This is a genomic window from Stenotrophomonas sp. S49, assembly GCF_016624905.1.
Classification (GTDB): Bacteria; Pseudomonadota; Gammaproteobacteria; order Xanthomonadales; family Xanthomonadaceae; genus Stenotrophomonas.
In genome coordinates this window covers 16,768-29,372 of the sequence record NZ_JACVUD010000052.1, presented here as the reverse complement: position 1 = coordinate 29,372, position 12,605 = coordinate 16,768, and the positions used below count along the sequence as shown (strand labels likewise).

The 12,605-nt window shown below is 57.9% G+C and carries 7 protein-coding genes; all 7 read left to right on the top strand.

Going from position 1 to position 12,605, the window contains the following annotated elements:
- Positions 1–206 precede the first annotated feature (206 nt).
- Entirely contained in the window at positions 207–1,664 is a 1,458-nt protein-coding gene (gene guaB / locus IAE58_RS12310; RefSeq protein WP_108747812.1) for an IMP dehydrogenase, read from the top strand.
- A 110-nt stretch (positions 1,665–1,774) separates the two neighbouring features.
- The gene (guaA, locus tag IAE58_RS12305; protein ID WP_005413109.1) at positions 1,775–3,340 is read left to right on the top strand and encodes a glutamine-hydrolyzing GMP synthase; all 1,566 of its coding nucleotides are present in this window, start codon (positions 1,775–1,777) and stop codon (positions 3,338–3,340) included.
- Positions 3,341–3,494: 154 nt separating this feature from the next.
- Positions 3,495–6,293 (top strand): DEAD/DEAH box helicase family protein, encoded by a 2,799-nt coding sequence (locus IAE58_RS12300; RefSeq protein WP_199934116.1) that lies wholly within the window; start codon positions 3,495–3,497, stop codon positions 6,291–6,293.
- A gap of 15 nt (positions 6,294–6,308) precedes the next feature.
- Positions 6,309–7,973: a class I SAM-dependent DNA methyltransferase gene (locus IAE58_RS12295; protein WP_199934115.1), complete on the top strand. Its 1,665-nt coding sequence runs from the start codon at positions 6,309–6,311 to the stop codon at positions 7,971–7,973.
- On the top strand, positions 7,970–9,586 hold the full coding sequence (locus IAE58_RS12290) for a restriction endonuclease subunit S (protein WP_199934114.1): 1,617 nt from the start codon (positions 7,970–7,972) through the stop codon (positions 9,584–9,586). The genes IAE58_RS12295 and IAE58_RS12290 overlap by 4 nt, the downstream gene beginning before the upstream one ends.
- Entirely contained in the window at positions 9,583–11,415 is a 1,833-nt protein-coding gene (locus IAE58_RS12285) for a restriction system-associated AAA family ATPase (protein ID WP_199934113.1), read from the top strand. The genes IAE58_RS12290 and IAE58_RS12285 overlap by 4 nt, the downstream gene beginning before the upstream one ends.
- A 47-nt stretch (positions 11,416–11,462) precedes the next feature.
- On the top strand, positions 11,463–12,485 hold the full coding sequence (locus IAE58_RS12280) for a hypothetical protein (protein WP_233614976.1): 1,023 nt from the start codon (positions 11,463–11,465) through the stop codon (positions 12,483–12,485).
- Positions 12,486–12,605 lie beyond the last annotated feature (120 nt).

Sequence of the window (12,605 nt, the reverse complement as noted above, 5' to 3'; positions counted from 1 at the left end):
GCCCGGGGGGGGGCCCCCCGGGGGGGGGGGGGCGCCCGCCCCCCCCCCCCCGCTACCGTGGTTGCATTGATGCCCCGCGATTCCCGCCGGCCCGGATGGCCCCTGAACCGTTCGTTGCCCGCGCGACACTGCGTCGCATCCACCCCCTCCCATCGGGCGTGAAAAAGGGGTAAAATGTCGCGCTTCCCCACATCTCGGGTATGCCGATGCTGCGCATCCAGGCTGAAGCACTCACTTACGACGACGTCTCGCTCGTCCCCGCTCATTCGACCATCCTGCCCAAGGACGTCAACCTCGAAACGCGGTTGACTCGCGACCTGAAGCTGAAGCTTCCGATCCTGTCTGCAGCCATGGATACCGTCACCGAAGCCCGCCTGGCCATCGCCATGGCCCAGCTCGGCGGCATGGGCATCATCCACAAGAATCTCAGTCTGGAACAGCAGGCCGCGGAAGTGGCCAAGGTCAAGAAGTTCGAGGCCGGTGTCATCCGCGACCCGATCACCGTCGGTCCGGAAACCACCATCCGCGACGTGCTGGCCCTGACCCAGGCGCACAACATCTCCGGCGTGCCGGTGGTGGGCAGCGACGGCCTGCTGGCCGGTATCGTGACCCACCGCGATATGCGCTTTGAAACCGAGCTGGACGATCCGGTCCGCCACATCATGACCAAGAAGGATCGCCTGGTCACGGTGAAGGAAGGCGCCGCCAGCGATGAAGTGCTGCAGCTGCTGCACCGCAACCGCATCGAAAAGGTGCTGGTGGTCAACGATGATTTCGCCCTGCGTGGCCTGATCACCGTGAAGGACATCCAGAAGAACACCGACTTCCCCAACGCTGCCAAGGACCTGTCGACCCGTCTGCTGGTCGGCGCTGCCGTCGGCGTGGGTGGCGATACCGATCGCCGCGTGGAAGCGCTGGTCGCCGCCGGCGTGGACGTGATCGTGGTCGATACCGCGCACGGCCACTCGCAGGGCGTGCTGGACCGCGTTGCCTGGGTGAAGAAGAACTTCCCGCACGTGCAGGTGATCGGTGGCAACATCTGCACCGGCGAAGCCGCACTGGCGCTGCTGGACAGCGGCGCGGACGCAGTGAAGGTGGGCATCGGCCCGGGCTCGATCTGCACCACGCGCGTGGTTGCCGGCGTGGGCGTGCCGCAGGTGACCGCGATCGATCTGGTGGCCGAAGCGCTGCAGGACCGCATCCCGCTGATCGCCGACGGTGGCATCCGCTACTCGGGCGACATCGGCAAGGCGCTGGCCGCCGGTGCCTCGACCATCATGGTCGGTGGCCTGCTGGCCGGTACCGAGGAATCGCCGGGCGAGACCGAGCTGTACCAGGGCCGTTCGTACAAGAGCTACCGCGGCATGGGCTCGCTGGCCGCCATGGAAAAGGGGTCCAAGGACCGCTACTTCCAGGACGCTGCCACCGCCGACAAGCTGGTGCCGGAAGGCATTGAAGGCCGCGTGCCGTACCGCGGCCCGGTGGGCGGCATCATCCACCAGCTGATGGGCGGCCTGCGCGCCACCATGGGCTACGTGGGTTGCGCCACCATCGACGACATGCGCACCAAGCCCAAGTTCGTCAAGATCAGCGGCGCCGGCCAGCGTGAGAGCCACGTCCACGACGTGACGATCACCAAGGAACCGCCGAACTACCGCGCCTGACGCGGGCCGGGCAAAGAGGAACGAGGAAGCTGATTCCCGTTCCTCTTTCTCTATCTGCTGTTGAAAAAGCATTCGAAGTTTCGTTTTCCCTACTGCATTGCCAGGGCGCCATGACCAACATCCATAACGACAAGATCCTGATCCTCGATTTCGGCGCGCAGTACACGCAGCTGATCGCCCGCCGCATCCGCGAGCTGGGCGTCTACTGCGAAATCTGGGCCTGGGACCACAACCCGGCCGAGATCGCGGCGTTTGGCGCCAAGGGCATCATCCTGTCCGGTGGCCCGGAGTCGACCACGCTGCCGGGCGCCCCGGCCGCGCCGCAGGAAGTGTTCGACAGCGGCCTGCCGATCTTCGGCATCTGCTACGGCATGCAGACCCTGGCCGCGCAGCTGGGCGGTGCCACAGAAGCCGCTGACCAGCGCGAATTCGGCCACGCCGAAGTGAACGTGATCAACCCCGATGCACTGTTCAAGGGCCTGAGCGACCACGGCGGCGAGCCGAAGCTGAATGTCTGGATGAGCCACGGCGACCACGTCTCCGTTGCGCCGCCGGGCTTCACCATCACCGCCACCACCGACCGCATTCCGGTGGCCGCCATGGCCAACGAAGAAAAGCGCTGGTACGGCGTGCAGTTCCACCCGGAAGTGACCCACACCCTGCAGGGCCAGGCGCTGCTGCGCCGCTTCGTGGTGGACGTGTGCGGCTGCCAGACCCTGTGGACCGCGGCCAACATCATCGACGACCAGATCGCCCGCGTGCGCGAACAGGTGGGCGATGACGAAGTGATCCTGGGCCTGTCCGGCGGTGTCGATTCGTCGGTCGTGGCCGCGCTGCTGCACAAGGCCATCGGCGAGAAACTGACCTGCGTGTTCGTGGATACCGGCCTGCTGCGCTGGCAGGAAGGCGACCAGGTGATGGCGATGTTTGCCGAGCACATGGGCGTTAAGGTGGTTCGCGTGAATGCCGCCGACCGTTACTTCGCCGCGCTGGAAGGCGTGAGCGACCCGGAAGCCAAGCGCAAGATCATCGGCAACCTGTTCGTCGAGATCTTCGACGAAGAATCGAACAAGCTGAAGAACGCCAAGTGGCTGGCGCAGGGCACTATCTACCCGGACGTGATCGAGTCGGCCGGCAGCAAGACCGGCAAGGCGCATGTGATCAAGAGCCACCACAACGTGGGCGGCCTGCCGGAGCACATGAAGCTGGGCCTGGTGGAGCCGCTGCGCGAGCTGTTCAAGGACGAAGTGCGCCGCCTGGGCGTCGAGCTGGGCCTGCCGCGCACCATGGTCTACCGCCATCCGTTCCCGGGCCCGGGCCTGGGTGTGCGCATCCTGGGCGAAGTGAAGCGCGAATACGCCGAGCTGCTGGCCAAGGCCGATGCCATCTTCATTGATGAGCTGCGCAAGGCGGATCTGTATGACAAGACCAGCCAGGCGTTTGCCGTGTTCCTGCCGGTGAAGTCGGTGGGCGTGGTGGGTGACGCGCGTGCTTATGAGTGGGTGATCGCGCTGCGGGCCGTGGAGACGATTGACTTCATGACCGCGCACTGGGCGCATCTGCCGTATGAGTTCCTGGGTACGGTGAGCAACCGGATCATCAATGAGTTGCGGGGGGTTTCAAGGGTTGTCTATGACATCTCGGGGAAGCCGCCGGCGACCATTGAGTGGGAATGAGTTGAGAGAACGAGGGCGCCGAGAGGCGCCCTTTTTTTGCCTGAGATCGCCGCTGTTCGCCGCTAAATGCCAGCGATTGATACAATGCTGGCGAAAGGAGCCCTACGCTGTTCAGAGGGGTTTTCGCTGGGCTTTGGATAACTTGGGGAAGGGAATGAATAGGACCGAAGCACAGACGCGAGCCGAAATTATAGACCAGCAACTCGCGTTATCAGGCTGGAACGTCAAAGACCCGACTCAGGTTATCGAAGAATTCGACATCCTCACTGCGTTAACAGAGGGGGGGGCCGAGCCGCGCACCCAGTATCAGGGCCATCAGTTCAGCGATTACGTTCTGCTGGGCAAAGACGGTAAGCCCCTGGCCGTGATCGAGGCCAAAAAAACCCTCCGAGATGCCGCTCTTGGTCGTGAGCAAGCCAAGCAGTACTGCTACAACATTCAGAAGCAACTGGGCAGCGAATTGCCATTCTGCTTCTATACCAACGGCCTCGAAACCTTTTTCTGGGATCTCGAGAATGCACCGCCCCGCAAGGTTGTCGGCTTTCCCACCCGCGATGACTTAGAGCGCTTCGCCTACATCCGTCGCAATCGCAAGCCGCTGACGCAGGAATTCATCAACACTTCGATTGCCGAACGTGATTACCAGATTCGCGCGATACGCTCGGTGCTCGAAGGCATCGAACAGAAGAAGCGCGATTTCCTGCTGGTGATGGCCACCGGCACCGGCAAGACCCGCACCTGCATCGCCATGGTCGATGCCTTGATGCGGGCTGGCCATGCAGAAAAAGTGCTGTTCCTCGTGGACCGTGTAGCGTTGCGTGAACAGGCACTGGCCGCCTTCAAGGAGCACATGCCCAACGAGCCGCGCTGGCCCAATGTGGGTGAAAAGCTGATCGCGACGGATCGCCGTGTGTATGTCGCCACCTACCCGACAATGCTCAACATTATCCGGGACGATGCACAGCACCTGTCGCCGCACTTCTTCGATTTCATCGTCGTCGATGAAAGCCATCGCTCCATCTACAACACCTTTGGCGAAGTGCTGGGCTACTTCAAGACCATCACGCTGGGCCTCACGGCTACGCCGACCGACATCATCGACCACAACACCTTCCAGCTTTTTCATTGCGAAGATGGCATTCCCACGTTTGCCTACACCTATGAAGAAGCCGTGAACAACGTGCCGCCCTACCTCTGCAACTTCCAGGTCATGAAGATTCAGACCAAGTTCCAGATGGAGGGCATCAGCAAGCGAACTATTTCGCTGGAAGACCAGAAGAAGCTGATCCTCCAGGGCAAGGAAGTTGAAGACATCAACTTCGAGGGCACTCAGCTTGAAAAGCAGGTGATCAACAAGGGCACCAACACCCTGATCGTCCGCGAATTCATGGAGGAGGCCATCAAGGACGCTAACGGCGTGCTGCCAGGCAAGACCATCTTCTTTTGCGCCACCAAGGCCCATGCCCGGCGCATGGAAGAAATCTTCGACAAGCTTTATCCCCAGTACCACGGTGAGCTTGCAAAGGTGCTGGTGTCGGATGACCCGCGCGTCTACGGCAAAGGTGGGCTGCTCGATCAATTCACCAACAACGACATGCCTCGCATCGCCATCAGCGTGGACATGCTCGACACCGGCATCGATGTGCGCGAAATCGTCAACCTCGTGTTCGCCAAGCCAGTCTACTCGTACACCAAGTTCTGGCAGATGGTCGGGCGCGGCACACGCCTGCTGGAAACCAGCAAGCCCAAGCCCTGGTGCCTTGAGAAGGATGTGTTCCTGATCCTCGACTGCTGGGACAATTTCGAATACTTCAAGCTCAACCCCAAGGGTAAGGAGCTTAAACCGCAGTTGCCGCTCCCGGTGCGGCTGGTGGGCCTGCGCCTCGACAAGATTGAAAAGGCCAATGACAGCGGCCATGCCGATATCGCCACGCGTGAAGTCGCCAAGCTCCGCCTGCAGATTGCCGTGTTACCCAAAGAGTCGGTGGTGATCAAGGAAGCCGCCGCCGCGCTGGCACAGCTGGACGATGACAACTTCTGGATCAGCCTCAGCCACGAGCGCCTTGAGTTCCTGCGCGCAGAAATCAAGCCGCTGTTCCGCACCGTGTCCGAGGCCGATTTCAAGGCTATGCGCTTCGAGCGCGATCTGCTGGAATATTCACTGGCCGTTTTGAGCGAGGAGAAGGAACAAGCCGACACCCTCAAGGAAGGCATCGTCGAGCAGATCGGCGAATTGCCACTCTCGGTCGGCTTCGTCAAGCAGGAAGAGGCGCTGATCCGCGCTGCGCAAACCAGCCACTACTGGGCCAAGGCGGATGAAGACGCCTTCGACGAACTGGTCGCCAAGCTCGGCCCGCTGATGAAATTCCGCGAGCAATCCAGCGGCCAGGAGCAAACCCACCTCGATTTGGCCGATGAGCTGCACAAGAAGGAATGGGTGGAGTTCGGCCCACAGCACGAGGCGGTCAGCATCACCCGCTACCGCGAAATGGTGGAAAATCTGATCGCCGAACTCACTGCGCACAACCCGGTGCTGCAAAAGATCAAGAACGGCGAGACAGTGAGCAGCGAAGAGGCCAAAGAACTAGCCGAACTGCTGCACGAAGAACACCCTCACATCACCGAAGACCTGCTGCGTCAGGTTTACAAGAATCGCAAGGCGCGCTTCATCCAGTTCATCCGCCACATTCTGGGTATTGAAGTGCTCAAGAGCTTCCCGGACGAGGTCAGCGCCGCCTTTGACCAATTCATTCGCGCCCACACCACGCTCAGCAGCCGGCAGATGGAATTCCTCAATCTGCTGAAGGGCTTCATCATCGAGCGCGAAAAGGTGGAGAAGAAGGACCTGATCAACGCCCCCTTCACGGTCATCCATCCGCAAGGCATCCGTGGCGTGTTCAGCCCACTTGAAATCAACGAGATCCTGCAGCTGACCGAACGGTTGGCCGCCTAAATAAACGGGCACACCATGCTGCAAAACAACCCCGAACTCAAAAGCAAGATCGACCAGCTCTGGAACAAATTCTGGAGCGGCGGCATCAGCAACCCGCTCACCGCCATCGAGCAGATCACCTACCTGCTGTTCATGAAGCGGCTGGATGAGCTGGACAAGAAGCGCCAGGCCGATGCCGAATGGACCGGCGAGAACTACATCTCCAAATTCACGGGCACGTGGATTCCGCCCGAGGAACGCAACTGGCCAGCCGCGGAACAGCGCCCCATCGAAAAGCGCAACCTACGCTGGAGCGAATTCAAACGCATGCAGGCCGAAGAGATGCTGCAGCACGTGCAGGGCAGGGTGTTCCCTTTCCTCAAAGATCTGAACGGCGCCGAATCCAACTTCACCCACCACATGAAGAACGCCGTCTTCATCATCCCCAAGCCCGCCCTGCTGGTGGAAGCGGTGAAAACCATCGACGACATCTTCGAGGTGATGGAGAAGGACTCGAAGGAGAAAGGCCAGGCCTTCCAGGACATCCAGGGCGATGTCTACGAGTTCCTGCTGTCCGAGATCGCCACCGCCGGCAAGAACGGCCAGTTCCGCACCCCGCGCCACATCATCAAGCTGATGGCCAATCTGGTGCAGCCGCAACTGGGCCACAGGATTGCCGACCCGGCCTGCGGTTCAGGCGGCTTTCTGCTCGGCGCGTATCAGTACATCGTCACCGAACTGGCAAGAAAAGCGGGCGCCCAAGACCTCAAGCCCGATGAAGACGGCTTTATCCGCACATCGGTCGCGGCAGCGCTCACAGAGAAGGCGCAGGCCATTCTGGCCAGCTCACTGTGCGGCTATGACATCGACGCCACCATGGTGCGGCTGGGGCTGATGAATCTGATGATGCACGGCATCGACGAGCCGCACATCGACTACAAAGACACCCTCAGCAAGAGCTACACCGAGGAGGCCGAATACGACATCGTGATGGCCAACCCGCCTTTCACCGGCAGCATCGACAAGGGCGACATCAACGAGCACCTGCAACTGGCCACCACCAAGACCGAGCTGCTGTTTGTCGAGAACATTTACCGCTTGCTCAAGAAGGGCGGCACCGCTTGCGTGATCGTGCCGCAGGGCGTGCTGTTCGGCTCCGGCGGCGCGTTCAAGGCGCTGCGCCAGATGCTGGTGGAGCGTTGCGAACTCAAGGCCGTCATCACCCTGCCCAGTGGCGTGTTCAGACCCTACGCCGGGGTCAGCACCGCCATCCTGCTGTTCACCAAGGTCTGGGGGCCGAAAGACAAGGTGGCGAAACCCGCCACCGAAGACGTCTGGTTCTACGAAATGGCCACCGATGGTTACTCGCTGGACGACAAGCGCAGCAAGCAGGAAGGCTTTGGTGACCTGCAAGACATCATCGCCCGATACCACGCTCGCAACGCGTCCAGTGACACCAACCGCACCTCAAAGTGCTTCATGGTGTCGCGCACCGAGATTGCGGACGAGAAAAACAACTTCGACCTTTCGCTTTCGCGCTACAAGCAAGACGTGTTCGAAGAAGTGCACTACGACGCGCCGGGCGTGATTTTGGATCGATTGATTCAGGCCGAGGTGGGCGATGCAGACGAGGCGGAACTGACCAAGGTGCAAGGCGGGATTGTTCGCCAGTTGCTGGAACTGAAGGGGATGGTGGGATGAAGGTCGTTCCGCTATCGCAGGTTGCTCAAATAAATCCTCGGCTGCCAAAGGGACTAGAAGATTCAAGAGAAATTTCGTTTGTACCAATGGCCGCAGTCTCTGAAGACGGAGGAATAAAACTCCAGGAGACTCGCAGCTTTGGTGAAGTTAGAAAGGGCTTTACTTATTTCCAGCGGGGCGATGTCTTGCTGGCAAAGATAACCCCGTGCTTTGAAAACGGGAAATCGGCACTTGCCGACAATTTAGAGCATCCAATCGGCTTTGGGTCAACGGAGTTTCACGTGCTCCGATCCATTCCAGCGAAGGTTGACCCGCGATTTCTATATCATTTTGTGCGTAGCAAGCGGCTCTTGTTTCTTGGTCAGAAGTCGATGAAGGGAGCAGCTGGCCACAAGCGCGTGCCGGCTGAATTTCTAGAGAACTTCGAGATTCCGGACTGGCCCCTCAACGACCAAATCCGCATTGTTCATCTGCTCGACAGAGTGGAAGGGTTGATCGCCCAACGCAAACAACACCTGCAACAACTCGACGACCTGCTCAAGAGCGTGTTTCTCGAGATGTTTGGACCAACGAGTCCAGGTTATGAGGCTTGGCCGCTAGTAGAGATTCGTGAGTTAGCTGCCAAACACAAAGGTGCGATGCGAACAGGACCGTTCGGTTCCAATTTGCTCCACAGTGAGTTCATGTCAGAGGGAGATGTGGCAGTGTTGGGCATCGACAATGCTGTACAAAATCGATTTGCGTGGGGTGAGCGCCGATTTATCTCCAAGGAAAAGTATCAGCAGCTCCAGAGTTATCGCATCTTTCCGGGTGATGTGATTGTCACGATCATGGGCACCATCGGTCGTTCGGCGGTGATCCCTGACGACATCCCTGTTGCCATCAACACCAAGCACCTTGCGGCGATTACTCTGAATAGAGAGGTTGCCAATCCATTGTTTTTGTCATACGCCATTCACTCCAGCCCTTATGTTCTAAAACAGTTCGCAAGCAAGAATCGCGGAGCTATTATGAGTGGTCTTAATTTAGGTCTCATTAAGGAGACCAAGATCAAGCGTGCGCCGATTGACCTGCAAGACCGTTTTGCTGAAATCCACAAGAGCGTCGATCAACTGAAATCCCGCTACCAGAAAAGCCTCGCCTACTTGGAGAGCCTCTATGGCGCACTGAGTCAGCAAGCTTTCAAGGGCGAATTGGATCTATCGCGCGTACCTATGCCGAAACCACCAACTCAACATGTCGGTGCTATCTCCATTGAAGATCAAGCCTCGGTGCCCGAACCTGTCGTGCAGGCCGTGCCTGTGATTAATTTACCCACCAGCGACAAGCTGCCAGCGGCGTTGGAGAATGCTGAATCCCGCAAGGCACTTATCGCAGAATGGCTGCACGCCTATCGCGAACAACTGCGCGGCATGCCGTTTTCAGCGCAGGATTTCATGGCGGCGGCGCAAGCCCGGCTGGTGGAGTTGTTGCCGGACACCGACCTTGAACTGCGCGTCAGCGACTACGAGCACGTCAAAGCCTGGGTATTCGAGGCACTGGCAGCTGGCACGCTGTCGCAGGAGTTCGATAATGCTGGCAATCGCATCAAACTTAGAACTGTTCCGGTATGAAGCTGTTGCGCCTGAAGATCACCGACCCGGCAGGCTTTCGTAGCTTGCCCTGTGGTTTTGAGCATCACTTCCGCACCGAATGGGGGCTGCAGGAAGAACTGGCCGAGCCTGAAGGCTTTGCCCCCTTCGTGTGCGCTGGCCCCAATGGCAGCGGCAAATCCAACCTACTAGAAGCGCTGGCAGCGATCTTCTTTCAGTTGGAGGTGCAGCGAGTGCGTCGTAATTTTCTGCCGGAGGTCTTTCAGTATGATCCCGACGACAATCCGAACGGCATGCAGGAGCATGAAGGCCATCCCAACGCTTATGAACTGGAATACCTGATCAAGTTGCCGAAGGAACACCGGTCTTCCGATAGTCCGAAGTTCGCCCACGTGGTCGTGATCAAGGAGCCGGACAAATCGCCGTGGCTGCGCTGGGGGAACAACGAAGCATTCCCTGTCGAGGGTTTTGCTTTCAGCACATTGACTGATGAAGAGCGTGACCTGTTGTTGCCGCAGTACGTGCTTGGCTATTCCTCCGGCGAGAACGAGATTCTCAGCCTGCCGTTCTTCAAGATGCGTTTCATCCAGTTCGATGAGTACTGGAATTCTCTGGCCCGACAGCTCCCTTATCCCGGCCGTCCTGAAACGCGGCTGGCCTATCTGGACAGTGGCTTCAGCCAAGCTATTCTGTTGTGCAATCTTTTGCTTCAGGATGAAGCCGCCCTGCAGCCCTTCCGCGAGGATGTTGGCATAGAGGTGCTGCGCGAGTTCCGCATTGTCTTGCGCCGCAGCATCCCGGCCACAGGCCAACAAATTGCTGCCTTTACTTTGGGTGAGTACGCCTTGCCCACCGAAACGCAGGATGGTCGTTTTACAGATACCAATGTGGTTTATCTTGATCCGGAGACCGGAGATTACCGACTCAATCTGCTTCAAGGACTAGAGGCCAATGGCGATGAGCGTACTGAACGCACAGCCATTGTCGAAAAGCTCAAGCGCTGTGCCACGTTGCATTTCTACGATGAGGCTTCCGACACGCTGATCCTAGACTACCGGATAAATGAGGAGACCAGGCAAGCTTTCCGCGCCAATTTCAATGATCCGGCAGGCCCTGCACTCGCTTTGTTCCAAGCCTTGCAGGTTTTGCTGACGCTCAATCTGTATAGCGCCAGCGATACCATCAAAGCGGAACTGTACCGCTCCACCAGCCATTACGTCAGTGAGACGGTACCGACGCTCGCCTCCGATCAACGCATCATGCGGTTCAAGAATTTTTACTTCACAAAGCATGGGGTAAAAAAGCCGATGCTGCTCAAAGATCTGTCGGACGGCGAGTATCAGATGCTGCACAGTCTCGGGCTGTGCCTGCTGTTTCGAAGGACCAACAGCCTGTTACTGCTCGACGAGCCAGAAACCCACTTCAATCCGCACTGGCGCGCCAGCTTTATTACCCGCCTACGTCAATGCTTGTCCGATGTAGAGGATGCGGGACAAGAAATGTTGGTTACCACCCACACGCCCTTCATGATCTCCGACAGCAAGCCGGAGAGGGTGTTAGTGTTCGCCAAGGATAAAACCAGTGGAAAGGTCAGCATCAGCAACCCTAATTACAATACGCTGGGGGCCTCGATTAACAAGATCACCGTGAATACCTTCGACAAGCGAGAAACCATCGGTGGTCATGCGCAGGCATTGTTGGAAGCTTTGCGTGCACGCTTTGAACAGGGTGCCCAGGACAAAGAATCGTTGATCGCGGAGATTCACCAGCAGCTCGGTGACTCTGTGGAGAAAGTGCTGCTGATCAAGGCCATTCTTGATGACGATCAGCCAAAAAGTGGGGAGGCGTAGGGCTGATGTTGTTTCCATATACCTATGTGCCACACGCGATGGAGAAGATGCAGACGTTCATCGACTTCGTATTTCATGAAGTGTGGTGCAAGGCGCCGACTGGCGACCCCTTCGGCCTACAGCTGTTTGACGCCAACGCTGAGTTGCGTGAAGTGATGGAAGCGTTCTATTACTCCGACGCGCAAGGTGCCGATTTCTTCTATGGCCATGTGGAGCGAATTTACGGCCTGTTTTCGACACTGACCGCCGTGGAGATCAATCAGTTTCAGCAGTGGTATGAGGGTAATAACGATCTGGAAAAAGTCTGTGCCAATGATCCGGCAATACACCTCGCCCGTTACGCCGACATCGCCGCCAATCACAAAGACCTTGCCGTTCAACTCGGCACCTTCTTCAAGGGGCTTTATTCGCAATCGCTATTGGATCTCGCTGCACTGCGCGCCAAGATCGGTGACATCAATGATCACTACCAGGCCTTTGTGTCTACCAACAAAACAGGGAAGTGCCCGTTCTGCGGCATAGGCGATATCAAGGGTGAGAATCACAGCAAACGCGAAGCCTACGATCACTATTTGCCGAAAGTGCTATATCCATTCAATTCCATCAACTTTCGTAATCTCGCACCCGCTTGCCACGAGTGCAATAGTACCTACAAGCTGAGCAAAGACCCTGCACACAATGCAGTTGGACGGCGCAAAGCCTTCTATCCATATGCTGCTGCCAGCCATCTTATTGAACTGCAGGTTGCTTTGCTGCATGCCGACATCGATGAATTGAGGCCTGCCGACATCACAATTCAACTCGGCCCTGTGGCATTGGCTGAAGAGCTCGAAACATGGAAGGACACATATGGTATTGAAGAACGCTACAAAGCCAAGTTCTGCGCGGAGAACGATGGAAAATACTGGCTGATGCAGGTGCTGGATGAATGGAAACAGGATGATCGAGACCCTTGTGACTTCATGAGCACATTGGCGCGACAAGTGCGTAATAGACCGTACGCTGACTGCGGCTTTCTAAAGAAGCCATTTCTTGATGCTTGCCAGGCGATAGGTTTGTTTGATGATTAAATTTGTCTTCGTTTCATTCGCATTATCGAGGCGGCTGATTTCAAGCAATTTCCCAGCAGCATGATCCAGATGCCAGCAATGGGCCGTAGGCGAGGGCTTCCGCAGTGCTCTTTCGAACGT

Excerpts from the sequence above, each read along its gene's own strand:
- IAE58_RS12285 (WP_199934113.1), top strand. The coding sequence starts at position 9,583 with ATGAAGCTGTTGCGCCTGAAGATCACCGACCCGGCAGGCTTTCGTAGC.
- guaB (WP_108747812.1), top strand. The coding sequence starts at position 207 with ATGCTGCGCATCCAGGCTGAAGCACTCACTTACGACGACGTCTCGCTC.
- IAE58_RS12280 (WP_233614976.1), top strand. The coding sequence starts at position 11,463 with ATGCAGACGTTCATCGACTTCGTATTTCATGAAGTGTGGTGCAAGGCG.
- IAE58_RS12300 (WP_199934116.1), top strand. The coding sequence starts at position 3,495 with ATGAATAGGACCGAAGCACAGACGCGAGCCGAAATTATAGACCAGCAA.
- IAE58_RS12290 (WP_199934114.1), top strand. The coding sequence starts at position 7,970 with ATGAAGGTCGTTCCGCTATCGCAGGTTGCTCAAATAAATCCTCGGCTG.
- IAE58_RS12295 (WP_199934115.1), top strand. The coding sequence starts at position 6,309 with ATGCTGCAAAACAACCCCGAACTCAAAAGCAAGATCGACCAGCTCTGG.
- guaA (WP_005413109.1), top strand. The coding sequence starts at position 1,775 with ATGACCAACATCCATAACGACAAGATCCTGATCCTCGATTTCGGCGCG.